The following is a 23246-nucleotide window of genomic DNA, read 5'->3' on the forward strand; positions in this document are numbered from 1 at the left end:
TTTAGCGGTGCTCTGGCCGCCGGCCCGACATGCTTTCGACGTCCTCATCGATGCTGGTGGACTGTTCGACGTCCTCCATGTACAGCCGTCCGGCCGTGATTTTTCCGTCCCTGACCTCAAAGAGGGTCACTCCGCGGACCTGGAAGTCCTGTCCGTCAGTGCGGGTTCCAGTCCAGGACCACTCGCTCCACGTCATGTCGCCGTCATCGGCTGAGCGGATCAGTTCGGCATGGAAATCCGGAATGCCTCCCAGCATCGCCTGCCAATTGGCGTGCATCTGCGCACGGCCCACAAAGGCCCTGCCCGGGTGGGCAGGTTGCTCGCTGCGGTAGTTCTCATGAATAAGCGCCGCCGCGGCTTCGACGTCGTGGGCGTTCAGGGCGGCCAGCAGCTTGTCTATAACCTCACTCATTGTGCCCTCCCGAGCTACGCGCCGTCGTCGTCCTCTTCAAGTTCGGCCAGCACGTCGGCGGCGTCATAGTTGCCCGCGGCGGCCAGGCGGCGGAGCTCCTCAAGATCGTCCTTTTCCGCCGCCGTTTCAGCGAGCTGGGCGGCCGCGTCCCGGCTGCCGGCATCAGCCAGCCGCCGGAGTTCGTCGAGATCCCCGCGCTCGGCGGCGCTCTCCATCAGTTCATCCACGGCGTCGGAATCACCGCGGGCCGCCCGCTGCCGCAGGGCCTCAAGTTCAGGGTCGGGTGTCTGCACGCTCCAACTATGTGCTCCCGCCGCACGCGCGTCCAGAGCTGGCGGACCCTAATTCGGGAAGCCCCGTCAGTAGAGGAAGATGTCAATCCACTCGCGGTTGTGGGCGTGGATGAGGACCAGGAACAGCACGAAGTCGAACAGCAGGTGGACGCCGACAATGTAGGACAAAGACTTGGTAATCGTGAAGAGCCGGGCCTGGAGCAGGGCAAACGGGAAGATGAAAAACGGTGCCCAGGAGTGGAATCCCAGCTCCCACAGGAATGACGTGAAAAGCACCGCCTGAAGCAGGTTCGCCTGCCAGTCGGGAAGGTGCCGGCGCAGGAGCGTGAAGGCCGTGCAGATAAAGAACAGCTCGTCCCAGATCCCCAGCACGTTGGTTCCCAGGAAGAGCCGGGCGATGCCCTCGGGGTCACTGACGGCGGGCCAGTTGTTGTAGACGCCGGTCCGGATCATGTAGACGGGCATCAGGGCGTACCCGATCAGCAGGACCGCGGGCAGGTACCACTTTTCGGCACGCGTCCAGGGCTGGCCCGTCCGAATGGGGAACCGGATGGCGTGATCCTTGGTGAGGAACCGCGAAGCAGCGTAGGGGATACCGACGGCGAGGATCATCGCCGTGCCCATCACCGCCATGTGTTCAGTACTGATATCAGTGGTGATAGGGACCAGGCTCATGGCGGTCAGCCCCACACCAATCAACGCCAGGTCAATAACAAGGCGGCGGCTGATCATGGCGGCCAGGACCAGGGCGGCGGCCAGGAGGAGGAAACCGGAGACCCGGTCCTCCCGTGCGAACAGCAGGAAGCCCGACGCCGACACCAGCGCCGCCGGGATGACGTTCAGCGGCGTGCGGGGCAGGTGAGCGGGCGCGGCTTCACGCAGTTGTGCTTGCGCCGATTGCTGCTTCACAGCGTCGCCAGGAGTCCGGCTGCGTCGTCGAGCGCGCCGGGAACCAGCGAGAAGTAGGCCCAGGTGCCGCGTTTTTCCCGGTGCAGCAGTCCCGCCTCCACCAGGATTTTAAGGTGGTGCGACACCGTGGGCTGGCCGAGGTCCAGCGGCTCTGTGAGGTCGCAGACGCAGGCCTCTCCCGATTCCCCTGCCTTTACGATGGAGAGCAGGCGGAGCCGGTTCGGATCAGCCAGCGCCTTGAAAACCAGCGCCCTCTGCCGTGCTTCCTTTGCGCTGAGTGCCGGCTTCGCGGCCGGAGTGCAGCAGGAGGCGTCCACCTCGGGCCCAAGAGTTTGCAGAGCGGTCATGCACCCCATTATGCAGCTAATTGACAGCCGTCGATATGGCTGGTCCTACCCGGCACCGAACCGGTACCCGCTCAGCAGGCGGATGCCCAGTAGCCTTTTCCCATACGCCTGAAGCAAAGGAACCTGCCGTGACCCCTGACGCGAACACCCCCGCAACCGAGCAGCTGATCATCATCGGCTCCGGCCCGGCCGGTTACACCGCCGCCATTTACGCGGCCCGCGCTGGCCTCGAGCCGCTGGTGCTGGCCGGATCGGTGACCGCCGGTGGTGCGCTGATGAACACCACTGAAGTGGAGAACTTCCCGGGCTTCCCCGGCGGTGTGCAGGGGCCGGAGCTGATGGACGGGCTGCAGGAGCAGGCCGAGAAGTTCGGCGCCAAGGTGCAGTTCGACGACGTCACTGAGGTCCGGTTGAAGGGCCACCTTAAGCGCGTGGTCACCGGCGGCGGCGAAACCTATCAGGCCCCAGCCGTCATCCTGGCCACCGGTTCTGCCTACAAGGAGCTCGGCCTGCCGGAGGAGAAGAAGTTCAGCGGCCACGGTGTTTCCTGGTGTGCCACCTGCGACGGGTTCTTCTTCCGCGAACAGGACATCATCGTGGTCGGCGGCGGTGACTCGGCCATGGAAGAGGCGATGTTCCTGACCCGGTTCGGGAAGTCCGTCACCGTCGTCGTCCGCAAGGGTGAACTGCGGGCCTCCCGCATCATGGCGCAGCGTGCCAAGGACAACCCCAAGATCAGCTTCGCCTGGAACTCAGCCGTCACTAAGATCCACGGTGACGGGAAAGTCAGCGGCGTAACGCTGACGGATACCGGCACGGGCGAAACCCGGGAGCACGCCGCCACAGGCATCTTCGTGGCGATCGGGCATGTGCCGCGCACCGAACTGCTGACCGGGCAGGTGGACCTGGACGAGGACGGCTACATCAAGGTGGACTCACCCACCACCGTCACCAACCTTTCAGGCGTTTTCGCCTGCGGCGACGCCGTGGACCACCGCTACCGCCAGGCCATCACCGCCGCCGGCACCGGCTGCGCCGCCGCCCTCGACGCCGAACGCTACCTCGCCGCGCTGAACGATGCGGACAGCATCGCCACCGCCCTGGTCGAGGAACCCACTCACAGCTGACCCTGCCGGAAAGCACTAAAGAAGCGGGCGACGACGGGACATCCCGTCGTCGCCCGCTTCTCTTTTGGCCGTGTGAGCTTAGGCGGAGGCCAGAGCCAGGTCGTCGCGGACGCTGAGGGTAAAGGTGTTGGGTCCGCTGCAGGTGACGGCAATGCGGCACTTGGTGGTGTTGTGGCGTGCAGAGAGGTCGCTCACCGCGGTTTCCAGCGTGTGGTGGAGGACGGACCTGTCCCAGATCTTAAGGGTCACGGAATCATTGGTATCGAACGTCATTATTCAACTTCCATTTCATGCGGTTAGCATCCCGGAGTCTTCTTTGCCCGGAACGTGTCCTCGTCGATGAGGACGGACTGCAGGTGGGAAAGCGCATTCCCTGTACTTTAATGGTGCAGGTTGCCGGGAGGATTGGCAACCGCAGCGGAGCTGATGTGACCAAGCACACGGACCGCTCAAAGTGTTTGCTCAGAAGTGGCCCGCCCTGCTTTTCCATAGTGCCCAGAGCGCGGGAAGTACCTCAACCAATACGCGGAATGTTGCAGGTGAGTCTCATCACGTGGCCAGGTCACTCCTGACTCTGCTGAGCCGGATAATGTGCAGGGCCAGCCGCAACGACCCTGCGGCCTGTTCAGCGAACGCCTCCACGGTTGATACATCGTCATCGGAGAAGCCATTGCTCCTGCCGGAGTACAGGTTCAGGACCCCTTCTGCCTCATCGCCGAGGTCCAGCGGAACGGCAAGGATGGAGGATACGCCCTTCTCGTCGGCCGCCTTGACGTAGGCGGGCCAGCGGTGCTCGCAGGTGAGGTCAGGAACCAGGAGTGGCGCTCCGGATCTCAGTGCCGTCAGGCAGGGGCCGTCCCCAAACCCGTTCTGCAACTCATCCAGGGCACGCGCAGCGGCGTCGCTGCCGGCCAGGGCCTCGGCCTTTTCACGCTGGATGATGGTTATGCCCGTATGAATCCGGTTACCCGGAGAGGACACCCTGGCGGAGGCAATGGCTGCCAGTCCGGCCAGGAAGCCAGAGATGTCCGTACCGTCCGGGAACGGATCCTGCGGCTGCGTTTCCTGATGATGTTCGGACCTGCTGTCCTGGGCCATGCAGCCTCGATCCCTTTGGATGCGCCATGGGCCTCTGCCCCGGCCAACGGCCGCCGCTCTCTTCGCGGGCAGACCGGAGTATTCAACCTCCGGGTTACCCCGTCACCCCGAAATCTCCTACTACCGAGACTACGCCCGTGCAGGGCCCATTGATATGCCAGGTCCGTCCGTGAATCGGTCCAGAGGAACCAAGGTAGGCTTAGGCAATCGTTTGGAAGTGAGCGTCTTAGAACCGCATTGGAAAACTGAAGCGGTAGAAGCCCAACTTCAGGAACGTGCAATGGACGTCTTACCCAATACTGCTGCCGATATATCCAGCCCTGCTGACGCTGTCTCTCATGCCGCGGCCTTCCAGGACGGCATCGTTTCCCGTCTGCAGGACCTTGTCCTGCAGACCGCTGACGCCCAGGACTTCTTCAAGGAACTCGCCGTTTTCTCGGCTTCCCTCCTGGCCCCGCCCGGCGGTGAGGTCATCTGCAACGTCACCGTGGCCCGCCGAAGGAAACCACTGACTATTGCCTCCAGCACACCCCGGGCGCGGGAGATGGATGAGCTGCAGTACTCCTTCGCGGATGGGCCCTGCCTTTCGGCCATGAAAACAGGCAACACCGTCTACGTGGATGACGTCACCAGCGAGCGCCGTTGGCCAGAATATGCGCGGGCGGTCGCAGCCCACGGCGTCGGCTCGCTTCTGTGTGTTCCGCTGGAACTGGAGGGGGAGTCCTCCGCTGCCCTCAACATCTATTCTTCGGCCGTGTTCGGTTTCTCCCGGGAGGACATCGCGCGGGCTGAACTGTTCGGCGAACAGTCGGCCAAAACCCTCAGGCTGGAGCTGCGCCTGACCCAGTTGAGGGACGCCAAGGAGGACTTGGAGGCAGCAATGAAGTCCAGGACGGCCATCGATATTGCCGTCGGAGTCATCATGGCGCAGAACCGCTGCAGCCAGGCCGCAGCCATGGGAATCCTGCGGAAGGCGTCCAACAGCCGCAACATCAAGCTGCGGGAGGTTGCGGCCGGCGTGATCCACTCCATTTCGCCCGACCCGGAGTTGCGCACCCACTTCGACGAATAGCTCCGCTCTGGACAGCAGCGCGGCGAGTGCGTACATTCAAAGTGTCCGCCGTCACACCGTGGCGACGTTCCCTCCGGGTCTTGTGCAGGGCCGTCAGGAGAAACCGCTGTAGCAAGACGGCGAATAGATGCACACCGGCGAAAGAGAGCCGACCATGGCTGCCTCGCACTTCACAAAATTCCTTGACGAAGCCACAGTTCCCGAATTTGGCACGGACTGCCCCATGTCCGCTGACTGCCTGTACGGGCTGTACGTCAGTTGGTGCCTCCTGTACGGCATGGAAGCGGAGCTCGATGTCACTTTCCGCGCCGCCATGCACCGGGCAGGCATTGACGTCCACGATTGCAGGCCGCGTATGGTTGGGCCGGCGGCAGCTGACTATATCCTGTCCAGCTACCCTGCTGCCGCGTAGCATGTCAATCCTTTTCGAAGGCCCCGGCAGCCGCATGGATGGCGAGTGGACAGGGGGGCGTCCGCTCCTGTGCACCAAATGCGGTGCCGACCGCAATCTTGCCCTGCACTCCATTGCCGCCCTGGCTCCCCCTTCCGATGGTTTCGTGGAAGTGAGCTATTCCTGCAGGACGTGCAGCCTCCATTACCTCCATCGCGCAGACGTGACTGCTGTCGCAGCAGTGCTGCATGGTGTCAGAAGCTCCGAGGATGTCCTCGCCTTTGGTGGGCAGTATGTCCACTGCGGCCGGCCTATGCAAAAGACCGGCTCCGAACTCCGTCGGCTCAGCGCACCTGCCTTTACCGACCAGGCTATGGAAAACGCCCTGGACGTCTACCTCACTACGCAGGTACTGCACTGTCCGTGCGGCTTTCAAATGGAGGTACCGGAGTAGTGTCCGCTTTACTCCCGTCAAGTGTCCGCAGAAGCAGGGGCGGCCAAGAATGGACTTCCCGCTGGTTCACATAAATCAACTGCGTCCCCCCTTTCCTGGGTGGGACATAGGATAGGCGCATGTCGAATTCACCAGAGAGCGAACCCGTCGAGCAGCTTCAGAGCATTCTCGTGGGCACGGAAGATGCCGCTGAGTTCCTCTCCGGGCTCTCCAAATTGGCTGCCGCTGCGGTTTCGGAGGCGGCAGGCGACGAGGTCGAATGCGCAGTCACCATCAAGATCAGGCGGAAGCCCTCCACGGCCGCGGGCAGCAGCACCCGGGCCGTCGAGCTGGATCAGCTGGAGCAGGCAGTGGGTGACGGCCCCTGCATCAAGGCGCTGCGGGACATGTCTCCGGTGGTTATCGACGACGTCGCCTCGGATCTGCGGTGGCCCGAGCTGTCGCAGAAGTTCATGGAGGCCGGCGTCCACAGCTCCTTGGGTGTGCCCCTCGAAATCGGCAATGGAGCCAGTGCCGCACTGAATTTCTTTGCGTCAAAGCCCAACGTCTTCACCCCTAACGTCTATGACAAGGCCGTTGGTTTTGCTGCGGCCGCCCACAGCACGCTGCAACTGTCGGTCCGCATCAACTCGGCACAGGACCGGGCGGAGGATCTGGAGGCGGCGATGGAAAGCCGCACCGCCATCAACCTGGCCTGCGGAGTCATCATGGCGCAGAACAGGTGCTCGCAGGCAGAAGCGATGGAGATCCTCACCAAGGTTTCCAGCAACCGCAACCGCAAACTGCGCGACGTCGCAACCGAACTGATCGAACAGCTTTCGGGCACCAGCATCCAGACCCACTTCGACTCGTAACCCAAGCCCCGCGCCAGTCAGGCGGTACTCGTTCAGTTGACGGCGGGGCGGATGGAAACACTGCAGCCTGTCCCGGATCTGCGGATATCCCAGCAGTTTCCGCTGCCGATCACCTCGAAGTCCCCGCCGCCGTCGCGCAGGACTATTGCGGTGTCCTCATCTACGGCGACGGCCCTGTCCACGAGTCCCGCCGCCACGGCACCCACGGCCCTGCTCAGGGTGCCGGCCTGGGCGGCGTGGACGTCCACTGCGAACGGAACCAGCCCCAATCCCGCCCGGACCTCTACTTCGTCCAGGTCCTCTGAACACTCTTCACCGCACACCTCGACGCCCCCAATCCGGTAACCGCCCACTATGCCTGCTCCGGGAGCAATCATGGCGCCGGCCGAAAACCCAAGGTAGGGGAAGCCATCGGCCACCCTTGCCGCGATGGCACTCCCGCAACCCTGCAGCCCTGTGAGGTACGCCGGGGTCAGCCCGCCGCCCACCACCACAGCGTCCACACGGTCGAAAACCGCGGGATCCGCAGGGCCGCCGGCACGCAGCAGGACCGGGACCACCTCACAGTAGGCCAGGGACCGCAGTGGCGCGGCGTAATCCTGCAGCACGCTTTCAGGGCAGCCGCCGCGGTGGTGCACCACTACCGCGATCCGGAGGGGCCGCCCCTCGACGCCCGGCCTTGGGATGTCCTCGACGAAGCGCTTGAAGACGTCGGGAAAGGAGTCATAGTCGGCTCCGGCGCCGGCCAGGAAAATGCCCATGGGCTACAAGATACCCTGCCGGATGGTTCTTCCCGGTGAGGACAAAAGACGGAAGCAGGAAGCATTGACACCTGCGCCGGCCGGGACTATCGTACAACCAAATGGTTGTAGATCATATCCGCGAAACTGAACTTGACCGCCTCTTCCAGGCGTTCGCCGATTCCACCCGCCGCGACATCGTCCGGCGAGTGACCGTGGGCGAATATACGGTTTCCGGCCTCGCGGGCCTTTACGCCATGAGCTTCGCCGCCGTCCAGAAGCATGTGGCGGTGTTGGAACGCGCCTCCCTGGTCACCAAGGAAAAGCGCGGAAGGGAGCAGATCGTGCGGGGTAATCATGAAGGGCTGCAGAAAGCCCGCCGGCTGCTCGATGAGTACGAGGCGATCTGGCGGCAGCGCGTAGGCCGCATCGCTGACATTCTGGCTGAAGGATAAGGAAGGGTTCTGCAATGTCGGTTATCAGTTCCACCAAGAATCTCGAGGCGCTCAGCTTCACCCTCGTGGCCGAATTCGACGCCGGCGTCGAACGTGTCTGGCAGCTTTGGGAGGACCCGCGCCAGCTGGAGCGCTGGTGGGGTCCGCCCACCTGGCCCGCCACTTTTGAGCAGTTTGAATTCCAGTCCGGTGGTAAGGCCGGCTACTACATGACCGGTCCCGAGGGCGAAAAGGCCGGCGGCTGGTGGCGCTTCACCGCCATCCAGGCACCCAACAAGCTGGAGTTCGACGACGGTTTCGCCGACGAAAACGGGGCGCCCGTCGAGGACCTGGGCATCACGCACGCAACAGTCTCGTTGGAGGAGGCCGGCGGCCGTACCAGGATGACCATTGTCTCCACCTTCGAGTCCGAAGAGCAGATGGAACAGATGGTCCAGATGGGCATGGAGGAGGGCATGAAGGAGGCCGTCGGCCAGATTGACGCCATCCTCTCCGAACACGCCAACGCCTGAGCCGCTAACCCGCCCAGCAACATAAGGAAGGCGGACGACGACGGGACCTCCGCCGTCGTCCGCTTCGTTGTGTGCGCGGCACCCACGCACCAGCGGGCAGGGCGGGCGCGGCGCTTTCCGGCGCCGGTTCAGCGCAGGCGCGGCGGGGCACCCGCGGCGATCACAAGCAGCGAGCTGGTGGCTGTTGCCAGCAGTTCGCCGGCCGGGCCGAGGATGCGTCCCTCGGCAAAGATGACGCGCTGCCCTTGCTTGACCACCGAACCTTCGGCCCGGAGGACGCCGCGGTCAGCCGTGATGGGCCGCAGGTAGCTGACCGAAAGGTCAATGGAGGTGTAGCCGATCCCCGCGGCCAAGGTGCTGTGGGCGGCGCACCCGGCCACGGTCGGCCCGAGTGACCAGCGTAAACCTCCCGGGCTGGAATGCACGGCTGGCGTTGAACCGGGCGAAAAGCTTCTGAATACTGGAAGGACGGACTGAAGGTAAGGCGGTGGCAGCAATGGGCAGCGGTGAGGACTTCCGGAAGCGGCTGGAGCGTGCCGCCGAAGTCCGGTCCTACCGGGGAGCCGGCATCAGCGCTGAGGAGGAAGCCGCTCTGGACGCCCTCGACGCAAAGGAGCGGGAGAAACGCCGGAAGGTGGGCGATGCCGCCCGGGCCGAGTACCTGGTCAGGGATGCGATGGCGCACGGGAAGTTCGACAACCTCAAGTACGCGGGCAAACCGATTCCGGGGTTGGGAGAATCGTACGACCCCGACTGGTGGGTCAAAGGCCTCATCCAGCGCGAAAACATCAGCGGCCTGGGCCCGGCGGCCATCCTGCTCCGCACCGAGGACGCCGAGCTGGACGCCAAGCTCGATGCGCAGTACACGGAGCAGCAGGTCCGCGACATCCTGGAGGATTTCAACCGCCGGGTTGTCGATGCGCGGCGCCAGCTCCAGGGCGGCCCGCCGGTTATCACCAAGACCCGGGACGTGGAGGAGGAAGTGGGGTGGTGGCGCGAACGCCGGGCTGCCTCACAGGTTCCGCAGCCCGCGCCCGAGCCGGAAATGCCTCGCTCGTGGTGGCGCAGGCTGTGGAAGGGGACCGGCTAGTGGAGTGTTGTCGTCTCGAATAGCTCGCAGGTGGAGTTGTAGTACCTGTCGGTCTGTCCGCGGTGGGTCATGCCGATGCGCAGGCAGACCTTTTGGGAGGCCGTGTTGGCCGGGGCCGTGACTGCCACCACCTTGTCCAGCCCGCTGGCCAGCGCGTACGCGAGGGCCGTGCCGGCCGCCTCTGTTGCGTAGCCATGTCCCCAATGGTCGGGGTGGAAATGCCAGCCGATTTCCGTGTCCCCCGAGGGCTGGAGCGGCAAAGCCCCGCCCGATGCTGGGATGGACTTCAGGAGCAGGGTCCCGACGAGAGGTGCCGGTGTTCCCGATAGGGACTTGAGCTGTACGGCCCAGATGGCGTGGCTGGGGTGGGCCATGGGCTGCTGATGGATGTTCCGCCAGGTTCGAATGCGCTCCGCAGCCTCGGCCCGTTGCCCCATTACCTGTGGAGGGCTCCCGATGAAGCGCTGAACTTCCCAGCGGGAGTAGAGGTCCAGCACAAAGTCGGCGTCCTCAGGCTCCCACTGACGGAGGATCAGTCGCTCGGTTTCGAGGCTTTTCACCCGGCCAATCCTGACAGAACCTGGGGAGTTGGGGCAGGATTTCCGGCTAACGGCCCGGAGTGGGGCCGGACATTGATCGCGGAGGTTTCGGGAACGGCGCCGCCTTATAGAGCGGAGCCACCTTCAGCATGTATTTGGCCCACTGCGGCCCGGCGATCATATAGCCGTCAAGGCGCGGGTAAAACGTCCCGTTGATGGTGACCTTCTGCCCGGAGCGTTTCTGGCCTTCCAGCGCATCTCCGAAGAAGGAAGCGGTGGACAGCCCGGTGGTGTAGCCAGCCACCCAGGTGGCTCCGTTGTTGTTTGAAGTGCCGGTCTTTGCTGCCACGGGAACCTTGTCGTGGACCTTGGGCTTGATCCAGACCCCGGAGCCCACCTTCATGACGTCCTGCAGCACGGAGTTCACGCCACGGGCAACGTTGGGCTTCACTGCGTCCCTGCACTCGCTGGTCTGAGCCGGAAGCTTCGCGCCGGCTGCGTTAGTAACCTTCAGCAGGGCGATAGGTGCGCAGTACTTTCCGTCATTGGCGAAGGTGGCGAAGGCGTTCGCCATGTGGAGCGGTGCCACATTGGTGGCGCCCAGAAGGTTGCCCAGCTGGTGCATGTTGATGGGGGAACCGTCGTGGCCGTTGTGCAAGCCCACGGCGTCCACCATCTTCTGGATGCCGCAGAAGTCCAGCTGTGTAGCGGATGCGAAGGTGGCGGTGTTGATGGAGTTGTAGAGGCCGTAGTTGATGGGCATTTTCCGGTAGAAGCCCGGCTCGGCATTTTGGAGGTCATCCGCCGCGCCCAGTTCAGGGTTGTTCTGGGCAGTGCTGTAGGCACCCAACACCTTTCCGCAGCTTGACCGCCACGGGAACCCCAGCGGATAGACCCGCTTTGACGCGTCCACCACCGCGTTGAGCCGCTTGCCCTCATTCAGCCACTCGGCGAACGTAAACGGCTTCATGGTGGACCCGGTCTGGAACCCGCCGGCACCGTTAAGGTCATTGCCCTGCGGATCCTTGGCGTCCACGTTGAAGTTAAGTTGGGTGTCGAACTTGCCCGGCTCGGGCAGGAACACGGTGTTCTGTGCCATCGCAAGGATTTTGCCGGTTCCGGGCTGGACGGTCACCAAGGCTGCCCCCCAGCGGTCAGGGTTCCGGCCCGCGGTCCCGTTCACCTGTGACTGGGCTGCGGCCTGCAGCCTGCTGTCCAATGTTGTGGTGATGGTGAGGCCACCCCGGTAAAGCTTCCTCTCCCGTTCCTTCTGCGTGGACCCGTACGCGGGGTTGTTCAGGATGAGGTGCGAAATGTAATCGCAGAAATACGGTGCCATGGTGGCGTTGGCACAACCTTGCCGCTGCGGGCTGATTTTCAGTGCGATGGGGCTGGCAACGGCCTCGTCGTGTTCAACCTGGGTGATCTTTTCCTGCCGCAGCATCTCGCCAAGCACCTGGTCACGGCGGACAACGGACTTCTCCGGGTTGAGGGCGGGGTTATAGAACGTGGGGCTGTTCACCAGGCCAGCCAGCAGTGCAGCTTGGGGAAGGTTCAGGTCTTTCGCGCGGGTGTTGAAGAAGTAGCGGGCTGCAGCTTCCACGCCGTAGGCGTCGCTGTTGAAGAACACGATGTTCAGGTAGCCCTCAAGGATCTGTTCCTTGGTGAACTTCTTCTCCAGGGCAACAGCCAGTTTCATCTCCCGCAGCTTGTCCCCAAAGTCCTTCTGGCCGCTGAGGACCACCTCGTCCGGTCGTTCCTGGGACAGCTTTGCCTCATTGAGCACGTTGGTGACGTACTGCTGCGTAATGGTGGACGCCCCCTGCTGGTCGCCCTTTGTCAGGTTGGTTACCACGGCACGGAGGATGCCCTGCGGATCAAGGCCGGCATGTTCATAGAACCGGCTGTCCTCAATGGCGATGACGGCGTCCTTGATGTACGGGGACATCTGGTCCAGCGGGACCCTGACGCGGTTCTCGGCGTAAAACGTTGCGATCGCCTTGCCATCGGAGGTGAGGACCTTGGTGGATTGCGACGGCGGCTGGACGGTCAGTTCCTCGGGCAAGTTTTCGAAAAAGTTGATGGACGTGCTGACACCGTAGCCCGCCGCAGCAACAGACGGCACAACCAGGCTGGCGGCCAGCACGCCGCACATGACGCTCGCTGCAAGGAATCCCAGGAACCGCCCCCACGGAGAACTGTTACCGCGCCTGCGCTTCTTTTTCTTCGCCATGATCCAGTCCTCGAGCTCGAAGAGTGCCACAAGATTACGTCGCCTTGGCAGGGCAATCCAGAGGGCGGAAGGTCATGATTTGATGAATTCTATTATTGACTCGGCGATAGATACCGACATATCGTTAACTATCGCCGACTCTAACGGCGAACATCCAAAATGAAAGGACGATGCCACGATGAAAGGCATTTCTCACGACGACATTTCCGGATCGCACTCCGGCAGGGGCCGGTTTGAGCGTGGCCGCGGCAGGCGCGGACCACACGGACACCGCGGCGGCGGCTTCGGACCGGGTTTCGGAGGCGGGTCCGGGCCGGGCTTTGGTCCGGGCTTCGGGCCAGGTTTCGGGCGCGGCCCGCGCAGGGCAAGCAGGGGTGACGTGCGCTCCGCCATCCTCTCGCTCCTGGCCGAAGCGCCCTCAAATGGTTACGGGCTGATAAAGGCGATTGCCGAAAAAACCAGCGGAGCCTGGCGCCCGAGTCCAGGATCGATCTACCCCACACTGCAGCAGCTGGTGGACGAGGAACTTATCACGGCGCTCAGCGAAGGCCGCGGAACTGAGTTCACGCTTACGGACGCCGGAAGGGCATGGGTGGCAGAGCATGCTGAGGAACTCGAAAATGCCTGGGACTCCGGACCTGACAGCCCCGACAAGGACTTCCACCAGAGCATCGGGAAGCTGATGGGCGTTATCCACCAGTTCCGTACGGGTGTCACTGAAGAACAGCGGGCCGCTGCCATCGTGAAGCTGGACGAAACCCGCCGGGCCCTCTACAAGATCCTGGCTGACTGACCTGCAGCCCGCGGGTCAGTCAGGCGAAGGAGTCTTCCTTGGCCTGGCGCCCGGCCGGGTTATGGACTGCGGGGGAGTGGGAAACGGCGGGGGAATGCGGGACTGCCTGGCTGGCGGGGTTGAAACCGGCACCCATTTCCCCAAAGGCATAGGCGCTCTCGGCGTGCTCGGACAGGTCCACGCCGGCGGTTTCTGCCTCTCGGCTGACGCGGAACCCGATGGTTGTGTTGATGGCGCGGCCGATAACCAAGGTCCCGCCACCTGACAGCAGCACCGTGATCACCACAGCCACGGACTGCGCCACAAGCTGCTCGAAACCGCCGCCATAAAACAAACCGCCGCCCTGGCCGTCCACCGGGAGGGCAATAAAACCGAGTGCCAGGGTCCCAATCAGTCCTGCACCCAGGTGGACCCCCACCACATCGAGCGAATCATCCAGCCCGAACCGGTACTTCAGGTCCACGAAAACAGCGCAGGCTGCTCCGGCCACCAGGCCCAGACCGATGGCGGCCACTGGGCTGATGTTGGCGCAGGACGGAGTGATGGCAACGAGCCCGGCCACCACGCCGGACGCAGCTCCGAGCGAAGTAGGGTGGCCGTGGCGGATCTTTTCGGTCACCAGCCAGCTGAGCATCGCCGCTGCCGGCGTCACCAGGGTGTTGACCCAAATCAGGCCGGCCTGTTCCGCCGTCGTCGCCGCTCCGCCATTGAAGCCGAACCACCCGAACCACAGGATGGCCGCACCCAGCATGATGAATGGCACGTTGTGCGGCCGGTGGTTGGGGTCCTTGGCGAAACCGTGGCGCTGACCGACGATCAGGGCGAGCACCAGCGCGGCGGTGCCCGAGCTGATTTCCACTACTGCGCCGCCGGCGAAGTCAATGACCTGGCCGAAAATGGCGGTGAGGGCTCCATCGGCACTCATCAGGCCGCCGCCCCAGATCATGTAGGCGAGGGGGCAGTAGACCACGGTGACCCACACGGGAACGAACACGGCCCAGGCGCCGAACTTGGCGCGGTCGGCAATGGCACCGCTGATCAAGGCCACGGTGACGATGGCGAACGTGGCGCTGTACCCGGCCTTGATCAGGTCCGGGGAGCCCAGCAGGTTCTGGAGTCCGAAGCTGGCGAAGGGATTGCCGAAGACGCCCAGCACGCCGTCGCCTGTGGTCATGGAGTAGCCCCAAAGGATCCAGACCACCCCGACGATCCCGGCGGAGATGAAGCTCATCATGATCATGTTCAGGGCGGCTTTGGCCCGTGTCATGCCGCCGTAGAAGAGGCCGAGCCCGGGCGTCATCAGCAGTACCATCGCGGCAGAAATCATGAGCCAGACATGTTGGGCAGTGATCTCCACCTGCGGGTCCCTTCGCGTTGCGCCTCGAAGCGGGGCGCTTTGCTGGCCCTCGCATTTCCCCCGCCGTCCATCTTTCGGGTTCCGTGTTTCAGGAAGTGGCCGGAAAAGTTGCGCTGGTGTTACGGAAGCTGCGGCTCTGTGAAGTGCCTGTGTCGGAAATGTTTCAGCTGTGTAAACGGACCCCATCCAATAGCTGATTTCCCCACTTTTGGAAACGACGAGGCGTCGGGAGCTGTGAAATCCGGGAAGATTGAGCGGCCGGCAGGCCCTCGGGAGAATCAGAACTGGCGGGCGTTAGCCAGTACAGGAAGCTTGGTGCGCACCTCGTCCACCACCGAGGGATCGATGTCGACGACGGCGAGTTCCGGCTTTCCGCCAAGGGCAGCTACCGCTGAGCCCAGGGGAGTGATGACGGCGCTGTGGCCGATGCCCGTGGGCGCCTTTCCCGCCGGGCCTGCTCCAACGGTCTCTGGGTCGCCCTGGCCGCAGGCCACGACGAAGGTGGTGCTGTCCAAAGCGCGGGCACGCACCAGGAGGTCCCACTGCTCTGCCTTACCCTCACCGGCGCCCCAGGAGGCGCAGACAATATTGACCTGAGCGCCGGCGCGGGCATTGGCCGTGAACAGGGCAGGGAAGCGGACGTCGTAACAGGTGGCCAGGCCAAACACGGTGCCGTTGATTTCGAAAGTGACGGGGTTGGTGCCCGCATCCACGGTTTTGGATTCGGCAAAGCCAAAGGCGTCGAATAGGTGCACCTTGTCATAGGACGTATCCACTCCTGGGCCGGTGACCAGCAGGGTGTTGCGGACGCGGCCGTCCTTCCCGGGCGTGAACATTCCCGCTACGATCGCAATGTCCAGTTCCCTGGACAGGGCCCGGACCTTCTCCGCCCACGGGCCGTCCAGGGGTTCTGCGATGTCAGTCAGTGAGTTCCCGAACGCGCGCATGGCGGCCTCGGGGAACACCACAAGCTCGGCGCCGGCGGCTTTGGCCTCGGCGGCGTAGTCCCGGATCAGCTCCAGGTTGGCGGCAGGGTCTGCACTGCTGATGATTTGGGCGACTGCCAGACGCATTACTGCTTGTAGCCCTCTACTTCGCTGACGGGCCGGGGCTCGGCCTCGTTGGGGTTTTCACCGGATTCCGCTTTGGCCCTGCGCTGGCGCAGCAGGTCCCAGGCCTGGTCCAGCCTTTCTTCCACCTGCTGGAGCCGGTCCTGGTCCGGCGCCTGGCCGTCGCCGGCACCATCGCGGAGGGTGTGTTCCTCCTCCACCAGGGCCTGGATGCGGGCCAAAAGATCTTCGTCGTTCATGTCTACCCCTTCCGCCGGAAACTTTTCCCTCAGCGTACGCCTGTACCATCAGAATCATGCCCACTGTGCTTGATATGGCAGGTCCAATCCTGGAAATGCTCACCTGGTTGTGCCTGCCCGCCGGGCTGGGATTGCTCTTCTACACAGGCTTCCTGCGCCGCTTTGTGCACCCGTGGGCAGTGGCCGAAGCCGTGGTGTATTCGGACAACACCGGTGTGGGTTTCCGCTGGTTCGACCGGAAGTACCAGGTGCACCATGCGCCCATGTCGCCGCACGACATCAAGGACCTGGCTGTGGGGGATACCCTTCCCATCTATTACCACCCCAAGCGGCCCACCCAGTGGCAAATGGCGGCTCCGGAAGAAGAAGGCAAGACTGCGGCCGTGCTGGGCCGCTGCCTCACCGGAATTGGTGCGGTTGCGCTTCTTGCGGGATTTGTCCTGCCGATGTTTTAACGCCGGGACCCGGCCTACCAGGCAAGGACCACGGCGATGCCGAGGCCGCCCAACGCAACCCCTGCAGAAGCAGTCCAGAGCACTGCGGTGATGTCGGCGTCGACATTTTCCCTGGCGATGCCGCGGGAGCTGGTGCCGTAGCGGCGGCGCTGCGTGAAGTAAATCGCCGCGGCTGCCCCGGCCGAGACGGCGAACAGGAGCAGGATGGGGAGCCCGTGGACCGGAAGCCAGCGCAGGAAGATCGCACTGACCGTCACCAGGGCCATCATCGTCCTGCCCCAGGCCAGGGCGGTACGCTCTGGCTGAAGGCCCGGATCCCCGTGGCCGCCGGCAGGGTAGTGGGTGGGCGGCACAGGTTCAGCGCCAGAGGATGAAGATCAGCACGACGGCGGCTGCCAGCGCCCCTGCCCCGGCAAGCAGCGGGACAATGAGCGGCAGCGGCAGCGGTGCCTTGTTGCGCATGCTTCGCTCCACCCGCAGCCACCGCACCGCAGAACCGGCGCTCAGCTGCATGCCCAACAGGAGCAGCACCACTGCCAGGCCCTTCCGGACAGGCTCCAGGAAAAGGTCCGCGGTGAAGGCCTCGACGGCAATGCCGCCGGCCAGGAGCGCCAGGGACGTGCGGATCCAGGCGAGGAAGGTGCGCTCATTCGCGAGCGTGAACCTCGGGTCCGGTTCCTCGCCGCCGGGCAGCAGCCGTTCGGCGATCTTCCCGCGCGACGGCGGCACGATGGCGCTGTCAGGCTGCTCGCTGTTGGTCACCGTGCCAGTTTAGCCACGGGCTTCCTCCGGGCCCCGCCGTGGTCCGTCTGACCCCAAGGCAACCCCTCTAGCGGGGACCCCAGGCAAACCCATAATGGTTACAATTCCGCCAAAACAATCGCTCACTTTCACTTACGGGGGTAAAATTCTGAAGTACCGGATACAAGGAGTTGCCTCGAAAATGGGATCCGGCTCCAAGCCCGCCTGCAGGTACAGGCGGACGATAATAAAGCGGCAGAAGTGGTTGATAGGTCTCCACGTGCCACGTGATCGGCTAGTGCTGCCTGACATCAAGTAACACGTGCATCGCTAAGCAGGAGCAAGACTATGAGCATCACTCCTCCAACCCGGCAGCGGCCGCCACTGGCAGCCCGGCTGGCGTTGGTTTCCACTGTTTCTCTGGGACTGGTTGCCGGTCCTATTGTTCTCGCTGGCCCGGCCAACGCCGCGGCATATCCCAAGAAGGACACGTGTACGGTCGAAGCCAAGAAACCGGACGTACATGAAAAGAAGGGGACCAAAGACTACGGCAAGGCCGTGAAGGTCGTCTTCAAGTTCAAGATCAGCTGCGACAAGGGCACCCGCGTTCACTTTGACCAGAAACTGTTCAAGGAAACGAAGAAGGGGGACGGCAAGCAGATTCGGCCGTACAGCAAGGGCTGGGTGTGGGTCCCGAAGAACAAAGAGATAAAGGTTGAGGTCGACAAGGTATTCCCGGAAAAGAACAAGAAGCAGATCACCGTTTACCACACCGTCAAGATCGTCTACAAGAACGGCAAGGGCTCTTGGAAGTCCGACTTCGATGAAAGCAAGCATGTAGACGTTAAGTTCTACGGCTACAGGTAAAGCCGGGTTCCGAAAAGGCCAACCCAGTGATACACGAGAACGACGACGGCACTGCGGTGCTGCCGTCGTTCTTTGTCTTGTGGGTGGGTTGCAGTGGCCCGGCTACCGCTACGTTGCGCCTGCACTCGGCTTGAGCCCGGACCGGTCCTGAACCAAATAAGCAGGGCGTAACGAAGATGGCCGGCCACAGCATAAATATGTCTCTTGCCGCTCCGGACCGCGGTATACTAAGCATGCTTATTGAAAACGTGGGGGAACCTTCTGCGGACTGCAGCCGTTACTCTTGAAGTGCGGCTTGGGGGCTTAGCGCCCCCACTACAGCGTGACTGCGGAACGGTCATATGACGGAGAGAGAGAAATATGGCCCGCGCCGTTTTAGGCTTTATCGCATGATCCGGCTACGTCAGCTTGCCCAAGCGGCCTCTGTGCTCACCACGCCTTTGGCGCCGGAGGACATCCTAGCGTTGTTCAACCCCGTCTACTCTGCGCGGCAGCTTCGCGGTGTGGTCACCCGGGTAGTGCAGGAGACGGCGCAGTCCGCCACCATCTTCTTCCGACCCGGCCGCGGCTGGCACTCCCACCTGGCAGGCCAGTGGGCGCGCATCGGCGTGGAACTCGACGGCGTCCGCCACTGGCGGTCCTATTCCCTCAGCGCCCCCGCCGGCCAGGATCCCGCGATTACGGTCACCGATGTTGGCGCAGTCTCCGGCACGCTGGTACGCACCACCCGCCCGGGCGATGTCCTTTTCCTGGCGCCCCCGCAGGGCGACTTCGTGCTCCCGGAGCACCCCCGGCCCCTCCTGATGGTGACGGCGGGCAGCGGCATTACTCCGGTGATGTCCATGATCCGCACGCTTGTTCCGCGGCGTCCTGATGCCGACGTCGTGCTGGTCCACTCGGCCCGCACCCCCGGTGACAGCCTCTTCCGCGAAGAACTCGCCGAGCTGGCCGACCAGTTCCCCAACTTCCGCCTAGCCCACTGGTTTACGGGTGAGCAAGGGCGCATGGACCTGACCAACACCGCGCAACTGGATGAAATCTGCCCGGACTGGAAGGAACGCGCCGCCTACGCCTGCGGTCCGGACAGCTTCCTGGACGACGCCGAGGCGCTGTGGAAGCAGGCAGCGCTGACAACGGCGGCACCCGGCTCGGACATCGCGGTTGCCGGCGATCCCGGCAACCTGATGATCGAACGCTTCAACACCACCTTCGCCGGCGGTGTTGGGCACGACGGCGGACTGGTCACCTTCGAAGCATCCGACCGTGAGGTGGATGCCGACGGCGACACCCCGCTGCTCGACGTCGGCGAGGATGCAGGCGTGCTAATGCCCAGCGGCTGCCGCATGGGCATTTGCCACAGCTGCCTCACGCCCCTCCTGTCCGGCCAGGTCAGGGACCTTCGCACCGGGGAAGTCCATGGCGAACCCGGCCAACTGATCCAAACGTGTGTCTCGGCAGCCGCCGGACCCGTCAACCTCGAAATCTGAGGAGCACCACGGTATGTCTGTAATTACACCCAGCAAGTCCACACCCACCGAAGGCAGTTCCACCGGAGGGTCAAGGACGCGCCCCGGAAAGCTGGCAGAATCCGGCAGTCCAACGGTCCGGCCTCCCGCTGCCGCCCACCTGACCGACGAGCAGGTGGCCGAGCTCGGACGTGAACTCGACGCGATCCGCGACGAGGTCCTGGCCAAGCGCGGAGCGGAAGACGCCGCCTACATTCGCCGCATGATCAAGATCCAGCGCGGCCTGGAGATTTCCGGCCGTGCCGCCCTGCTGGTCAGCAAGAACAAGGCTGCCTGGGTCACGGGCACCACGCTGCTGAGCCTCGCGAAGATCCTCGAAAACATGGAGCTGGGCCACAACATCCTGCACGGCCAGTGGGACTGGATGCGAGATCCGGACATCCACTCCACCACCTGGGAGTGGGACTTCGTCACGCCGTCGCGGTCCTGGCAGCACACGCATAACGACCTGCACCACCGCTGGACAAACGTGGTGGGCAAGGACAACGACGTCGGATACAACCTCCTCCGCATGGACGAGAACCAGCCGTGGAAGCCCATCAACCTGGCCAACCCGCTGTTCAACGCCATCCTGGCGCCCGTCTTCGAGTGGGGCATAGCCATCTATGACCTCGAGCTGACCGAGTACAAGGAAGGCACGAAGTCCAAGGAAGCCCTACTCAAGGACCTCAAGGCGCTGGGCAAGAAGGTTGTCACGCAGTTCACCAAGGACTACGCTGCCACCCCCGCCGTCGCTATGCTCACCGGCTCCGGCAAGCAGGCCCTCTACGGAACCTTGGCCGCCAACGCCATCCGCAACGTCTGGGCACACGCGGTCATCTTCTGCGGCCACTTCCCCGAAGGCACCGACACCTTCACTGAGGAAATGGTGGAAGGCGAAACCCGCGGTGACTGGTACGTCCGCCAGATGATCGGGTCTGCCAACATCTCCGGTTCCAAGTTCATGCACATCATGACCGGTAACCTGTCGCACCAGATCGAGCACCACCTGTTCCCGGACCTGCCCTCCAGCCGGTATCCCGAGGTTGCCCCGAAGGTCCGTGAGATCTGCCAGCGCTACGGCCTGAAGTACACCACGGGTCCGCTGCTCAAGCAGGTCGGCTCCTCCTGGGCCAAGGTCTTCAAGCTCGCACTTCCGGGCAAGCCGGGCGCGGCCTGATCAAAGCAACAACGCCTGAATTAATTAGCGGCTGATAGTAAAACACCGAATGCACCTCCGGTACCGGGAACAACCCCGGCGCCGGAGGTGCATTTCTGTTCCCCCGCCCCGATGCTTTATCACCTTTCGCATACTTTCCCCCGACGCTCTATCACCTTTCGGGGACGTTCTTCAATCGCTCGCTCACTTTTCCTGCGGACGCCGCATAATTGATCCCACAGCCGCCGCGGCCTATGGAGGAATCATGCGGATACTCGGAGCCCTTGTTGTCATCTGGCTGATCATTGGCGGTGTGGCCGCCTGGCAGCGCGGCTATTTCGGGGGAGCGCCCGATAACTGCGCGCAAGCCGGGACGATAGCCATCACCATCGCCGCCGGCCCGCTGAACTACATGGGCGCCAATCCGCAGATAACCTGCGAGCTTCCGCAACCGTCCCAGTAGTCCAAGGCACGGCGGACCACCCTAGAGTAGGAATTGCGCGGGCAAGGCAGTTTTCCCGCCCGCATCGATCCCACAGTCTCGAAAGGACCCGCCGCGATGGCTTTCATCACCGTTGGAACTGAAAACAGCACGGACATCGAGCTTTACTACGAGGACCATGGTTCGGGCCAGCCCGTCGTGCTGATCCACGGCTACCCCTTGGACGGCGCCTCCTGGGAGAAACAGACAACTGCACTGCTGGGCGCCGGCTACCGGGTCATCACCTACGACCGCCGCGGCTTCGGCAAATCGAGCAAGACCACCGAGGGCTACGACTACGACACCTTCGCTGCCGATCTCAACACCCTCCTGACCACCCTGGACCTGAGCGACACAGTTTTGGTGGGCTTCTCCATGGGAACCGGCGAAGTGGCCCGGTACCTAAGCACCTACGGTTCCGCCCGCGTTTCCAAGGCAGCGTTCCTCGGCTCCCTGGAACCTTTCCTGCTGAAGACCGACGACAACCCCGACGGCGTCCCGCAGGAGGTCTTCGACGGCCTGAATGAAGCAGTAACGGCAGACCGGTACGCCTTCTTCACCGAGTTCTTCAAGAACTTCTACAACAGCGATACGTTCCTGGGCACACCGCGCCTCAGCCAGGAGGCCGTCACCGCGAGCTGGAACACCGCGGCCAGCGCCGGCGCCACCGCATCCGTTGCAGCGCAGCCCACCTGGCTCACGGACTTCCGCAAGGACATCCCCAAGATCGATGTCCCGGCACTGATCCTCCACGGCACAGCGGACAACATTCTCCCCATCGATTCCACGGGACGGCTGTTCGCCAAGGCCATGCCCAGTGCCGAGTACGTTGAGATCGAAGGCGCCCCGCACGGCCTGCTCTTGACCCACGCCGCGGAGGTCAACGAAGTCCTGCTGCGCTTCCTCGCCCAGTAGTCGCCCTTAACACAAGAACTTCCGGCGACGGCGGGAATCCGCCGTCGCCGGAAGTGAGCGGGCGTGGGGCAAAAGTTTGCCAAGAGTGAGCGGGCGTGTGGAAGGGCTTGGTGGGGTAGGTACACAAAGAGGCCTGGCGCCGGTTGCTACCCGTCGTAGTGGGTGCGTGCCGGGCCCTGGCCCAGCGAGTTGACTACTACCGTGGCAACCTCGTGCAGCTTCGAGTTCCGTGTGCTGGACGCAGTCTTGAGGATCTCGAACGCGTCCTGCTGGCTGCAGCGGTTCTGGGCCATGATGATCCCCACCGCCATATCGATCACCGTCCGCGATTCAAGGGTGGCGCGCAGGTTTGCAGCGGTCTCGCTGTAATGCGCAAAGCGGACTGCAAGCCGGAGTGCGAGGGACGTCTGGCTGACGAAGTCCTCGGCGAATTTCAGCATCCGGGCTTCAAATCGGTTGGGACGGCCCGAGTACAGCAGCAACGCAGCCTTGGTGCCGCCCTCCAGCTGGAACGGCAGCGCCAGGACGGAGCGGACGCCTTCGCCCAGCAGCGCCGCGGAGTAGTCAGGCCACTGGCCGTCGTCGCGGATGTCCGGCACCTGGACGGTCTCCTGAGTAGTGCAGGCCGTCATGCTTGGTGTTTGGTTGAACTCGTACTCATGCCGTGCGACGGCCTCGGCGGCCGGACTGCTGCTGGCCACTGTGGCGGCCTTCCGCTGCCGCAGCAGTGTTATGGCGCACAGGATCTCATCGCCGGGCTCGGAGAGATTGCGTGCGGACACCTGCGCGAGTTCGTTAAGGAAGTCCTCAACATCGGAGCTGTTGAGGACAAGTTCATGCAGGTGCTCAGTAATGGATGTATCAGTTTTTACAGTTGACTCGCTGGCCACGGTTTTTTGTGCCATTCGCTCAGGTCAAAACGAGCAGGTAACAAGCCCCGTCCACCCAGCAGGCGGAAGGCGGCAATGCTCGCTGGATCGACGAACTTTCCAACGGCCTGCTGCTAAACCGATATCCAGAAGTATATACATTCCCCGGGGCCGGGAATCGTCATTTGACGCACCGCCAGTCCGCAGACGCTGGCGCTGGAACAGGCATTACCGGCAGAATGGGGCACGCGCCGGCGCTGCCGGTGTCC

The 23246-nt window shown here is 63.4% G+C and carries 30 protein-coding genes; 14 read left to right on the forward strand and 16 right to left on the reverse strand.

Features of this window, described 5'->3' with window-relative positions; genetic code table 11:
• Position 1: 1 nt before the first annotated feature.
• The 4 genes from QFZ70_RS02045 to QFZ70_RS02060 all read right to left on the reverse strand — a co-directional run bounded on the left by QFZ70_RS02045 (position 2) and on the right by QFZ70_RS02060 (position 1961).
• The gene (locus QFZ70_RS02045) at positions 2-412 is read right to left on the reverse strand and encodes a nuclear transport factor 2 family protein (RefSeq protein WP_307093861.1); all 411 of its coding nucleotides are present in this window, start codon (positions 410-412) and stop codon (positions 2-4) included.
• Positions 413-426: 14 nt separating this feature from the next.
• Entirely contained in the window at positions 427-705 is a 279-nt protein-coding gene (locus tag QFZ70_RS02050; RefSeq protein ID WP_307093862.1) for a hypothetical protein, read from the reverse strand.
• A 66-nt stretch (positions 706-771) separates the two neighbouring features.
• Positions 772-1614, reverse strand: coding sequence for a CPBP family intramembrane glutamic endopeptidase (locus QFZ70_RS02055; protein WP_307093863.1), 843 nt, complete (start codon positions 1612-1614; stop codon positions 772-774).
• Entirely contained in the window at positions 1611-1961 is a 351-nt protein-coding gene (locus tag QFZ70_RS02060) for a metalloregulator ArsR/SmtB family transcription factor (RefSeq protein WP_307093864.1), read from the reverse strand. Before QFZ70_RS02060 ends, QFZ70_RS02055 begins: the two co-directional genes overlap by 4 nt.
• 128 nt (positions 1962-2089) lie before the next feature.
• Here QFZ70_RS02060 and trxB point away from each other — a divergent pair, with 128 nt between their 5' ends.
• On the forward strand, positions 2090-3088 hold the full coding sequence (gene trxB, locus QFZ70_RS02065; RefSeq protein ID WP_307093865.1) for a thioredoxin-disulfide reductase: 999 nt from the start codon (positions 2090-2092) through the stop codon (positions 3086-3088).
• A gap of 78 nt (positions 3089-3166) precedes the next feature.
• On the opposite strand, the gene QFZ70_RS02070 is transcribed toward trxB, so the two are convergent.
• On the reverse strand, positions 3167-3361 hold the full coding sequence (locus QFZ70_RS02070) for a hypothetical protein (protein ID WP_307093866.1): 195 nt from the start codon (positions 3359-3361) through the stop codon (positions 3167-3169).
• 276 nt (positions 3362-3637) lie between these two features.
• Positions 3638-4186: a GAF domain-containing protein gene (locus QFZ70_RS02075; RefSeq protein WP_307093867.1), complete on the reverse strand. Its 549-nt coding sequence runs from the start codon at positions 4184-4186 to the stop codon at positions 3638-3640.
• Between the two features lie 280 nt (positions 4187-4466).
• Between QFZ70_RS02075 and QFZ70_RS02080 the strand changes: the two genes are divergently transcribed.
• The 3 genes from QFZ70_RS02080 (at position 4467) to QFZ70_RS02090 (ending at position 6957) form a co-directional block, all read left to right on the forward strand.
• A complete protein-coding gene (locus QFZ70_RS02080; protein ID WP_307093868.1) occupies positions 4467-5258 on the forward strand; it encodes a GAF and ANTAR domain-containing protein in 792 nt (263 codons plus the stop codon).
• A 154-nt stretch (positions 5259-5412) separates the two neighbouring features.
• Positions 5413-5670: a hypothetical protein gene (locus QFZ70_RS02085; RefSeq protein ID WP_307093869.1), complete on the forward strand. Its 258-nt coding sequence runs from the start codon at positions 5413-5415 to the stop codon at positions 5668-5670.
• A 552-nt stretch (positions 5671-6222) separates the two neighbouring features.
• On the forward strand, positions 6223-6957 hold the full coding sequence (locus QFZ70_RS02090) for a GAF and ANTAR domain-containing protein (protein WP_307093870.1): 735 nt from the start codon (positions 6223-6225) through the stop codon (positions 6955-6957).
• A gap of 32 nt (positions 6958-6989) precedes the next feature.
• Here the strand turns inward: QFZ70_RS02090 and QFZ70_RS02095 are convergent, their stop codons facing one another.
• Positions 6990-7718: a Type 1 glutamine amidotransferase-like domain-containing protein gene (locus tag QFZ70_RS02095; RefSeq protein WP_307093871.1), complete on the reverse strand. Its 729-nt coding sequence runs from the start codon at positions 7716-7718 to the stop codon at positions 6990-6992.
• 101 nt (positions 7719-7819) lie between these two features.
• Between QFZ70_RS02095 and QFZ70_RS02100 the strand changes: the two genes are divergently transcribed.
• Together QFZ70_RS02100 and QFZ70_RS02105 are read left to right on the forward strand one after the other, a co-directional pair.
• A complete protein-coding gene (locus QFZ70_RS02100; RefSeq protein ID WP_307093872.1) occupies positions 7820-8152 on the forward strand; it encodes a metalloregulator ArsR/SmtB family transcription factor in 333 nt (110 codons plus the stop codon).
• Between the two features lie 14 nt (positions 8153-8166).
• On the forward strand, positions 8167-8664 hold the full coding sequence (locus tag QFZ70_RS02105) for an SRPBCC domain-containing protein (protein ID WP_307093873.1): 498 nt from the start codon (positions 8167-8169) through the stop codon (positions 8662-8664).
• Positions 8665-8792: 128 nt separating this feature from the next.
• Here QFZ70_RS02105 and QFZ70_RS02110 read toward each other — a convergent pair whose 3' ends face one another.
• Positions 8793-9089: a PaaI family thioesterase gene (locus QFZ70_RS02110; RefSeq protein WP_307093874.1), complete on the reverse strand. Its 297-nt coding sequence runs from the start codon at positions 9087-9089 to the stop codon at positions 8793-8795.
• Between the two features lie 71 nt (positions 9090-9160).
• Between QFZ70_RS02110 and QFZ70_RS02115 the strand changes: the two genes are divergently transcribed.
• Complete coding sequence (locus QFZ70_RS02115; protein ID WP_307097768.1) at positions 9161-9754, forward strand: DUF1992 domain-containing protein; 594 nt, start codon at positions 9161-9163, stop codon at positions 9752-9754.
• Here QFZ70_RS02115 and QFZ70_RS02120 read toward each other — a convergent pair.
• Together QFZ70_RS02120 and QFZ70_RS02125 are read right to left on the reverse strand one after the other, a co-directional pair.
• The gene (locus QFZ70_RS02120) at positions 9751-10314 is read right to left on the reverse strand and encodes a GNAT family N-acetyltransferase (RefSeq protein ID WP_307093875.1); all 564 of its coding nucleotides are present in this window, start codon (positions 10312-10314) and stop codon (positions 9751-9753) included. The two genes, QFZ70_RS02115 and QFZ70_RS02120, sit on opposite strands and share 4 nt — an antisense overlap.
• A gap of 46 nt (positions 10315-10360) precedes the next feature.
• Positions 10361-12526, reverse strand: a complete 2166-nt coding sequence (locus tag QFZ70_RS02125) for a transglycosylase domain-containing protein (protein WP_307097769.1) — start codon at positions 12524-12526, stop codon at positions 10361-10363.
• Positions 12527-12704: 178 nt separating this feature from the next.
• On the opposite strand from QFZ70_RS02125, the gene QFZ70_RS02130 reads away from it, so the two are divergent.
• Positions 12705-13319 (forward strand): PadR family transcriptional regulator, encoded by a 615-nt coding sequence (locus QFZ70_RS02130; RefSeq protein WP_307093876.1) that lies wholly within the window; start codon positions 12705-12707, stop codon positions 13317-13319.
• Positions 13320-13338: 19 nt separating this feature from the next.
• Here QFZ70_RS02130 and QFZ70_RS02135 read toward each other — a convergent pair whose 3' ends face one another.
• From QFZ70_RS02135 to QFZ70_RS02145, 3 genes are all read right to left on the reverse strand, one after another.
• The gene (locus QFZ70_RS02135; protein WP_307093877.1) at positions 13339-14676 is read right to left on the reverse strand and encodes an ammonium transporter; all 1338 of its coding nucleotides are present in this window, start codon (positions 14674-14676) and stop codon (positions 13339-13341) included.
• Between the two features lie 278 nt (positions 14677-14954).
• On the reverse strand, positions 14955-15749 hold the full coding sequence (locus QFZ70_RS02140) for a carbon-nitrogen hydrolase family protein (protein ID WP_307093878.1): 795 nt from the start codon (positions 15747-15749) through the stop codon (positions 14955-14957).
• Positions 15749-15985 carry a DUF2630 family protein gene (locus QFZ70_RS02145; protein WP_307093879.1) on the reverse strand — a complete coding sequence of 79 codons (237 nt, stop codon included), beginning with the start codon at positions 15983-15985 and terminating at the stop codon, positions 15749-15751. Before QFZ70_RS02145 ends, QFZ70_RS02140 begins: the two co-directional genes overlap by 1 nt.
• 56 nt (positions 15986-16041) lie before the next feature.
• Here QFZ70_RS02145 and QFZ70_RS02150 point away from each other — a divergent pair, with 56 nt between their 5' ends.
• A complete protein-coding gene (locus QFZ70_RS02150) occupies positions 16042-16440 on the forward strand; it encodes a DUF3592 domain-containing protein (RefSeq protein WP_307093880.1) in 399 nt (132 codons plus the stop codon).
• A 14-nt stretch (positions 16441-16454) separates the two neighbouring features.
• Here QFZ70_RS02150 and QFZ70_RS02155 read toward each other — a convergent pair whose 3' ends face one another.
• Both QFZ70_RS02155 and QFZ70_RS02160 read right to left on the reverse strand, forming a co-directional pair.
• On the reverse strand, positions 16455-16793 hold the full coding sequence (locus QFZ70_RS02155) for a DUF202 domain-containing protein (RefSeq protein ID WP_307093881.1): 339 nt from the start codon (positions 16791-16793) through the stop codon (positions 16455-16457).
• A gap of 4 nt (positions 16794-16797) precedes the next feature.
• A complete protein-coding gene (locus QFZ70_RS02160; RefSeq protein WP_307093882.1) occupies positions 16798-17202 on the reverse strand; it encodes a YidH family protein in 405 nt (134 codons plus the stop codon).
• A gap of 327 nt (positions 17203-17529) precedes the next feature.
• Between QFZ70_RS02160 and QFZ70_RS02165 the strand changes: the two genes are divergently transcribed.
• From QFZ70_RS02165 to QFZ70_RS02185, 5 genes are all read left to right on the forward strand, one after another.
• Positions 17530-18048: a hypothetical protein gene (locus QFZ70_RS02165; RefSeq protein ID WP_307093883.1), complete on the forward strand. Its 519-nt coding sequence runs from the start codon at positions 17530-17532 to the stop codon at positions 18046-18048.
• A 389-nt stretch (positions 18049-18437) separates the two neighbouring features.
• Positions 18438-19535 (forward strand): ferredoxin reductase, encoded by a 1098-nt coding sequence (locus tag QFZ70_RS02170; protein WP_307093884.1) that lies wholly within the window; start codon positions 18438-18440, stop codon positions 19533-19535.
• Between the two features lie 13 nt (positions 19536-19548).
• Positions 19549-20733 (forward strand): acyl-CoA desaturase, encoded by a 1185-nt coding sequence (locus tag QFZ70_RS02175; RefSeq protein ID WP_307093885.1) that lies wholly within the window; start codon positions 19549-19551, stop codon positions 20731-20733.
• A gap of 244 nt (positions 20734-20977) precedes the next feature.
• Positions 20978-21175, forward strand: a complete 198-nt coding sequence (locus QFZ70_RS02180) for a hypothetical protein (protein WP_307093886.1) — start codon at positions 20978-20980, stop codon at positions 21173-21175.
• Between the two features lie 96 nt (positions 21176-21271).
• Positions 21272-22108 (forward strand): alpha/beta fold hydrolase, encoded by an 837-nt coding sequence (locus QFZ70_RS02185; RefSeq protein WP_307093887.1) that lies wholly within the window; start codon positions 21272-21274, stop codon positions 22106-22108.
• A gap of 146 nt (positions 22109-22254) precedes the next feature.
• Here the strand turns inward: QFZ70_RS02185 and QFZ70_RS02190 are convergent, their stop codons facing one another.
• Complete coding sequence (locus QFZ70_RS02190; protein ID WP_307097770.1) at positions 22255-22998, reverse strand: GAF and ANTAR domain-containing protein; 744 nt, start codon at positions 22996-22998, stop codon at positions 22255-22257.
• Positions 22999-23246: the final 248 nt, after the last annotated feature.

It is taken from the genome of Arthrobacter sp. V1I9 (genome assembly GCF_030817075.1).
In the GTDB taxonomy this organism is placed as follows: Bacteria; Actinomycetota; Actinomycetes; order Actinomycetales; family Micrococcaceae; genus Arthrobacter.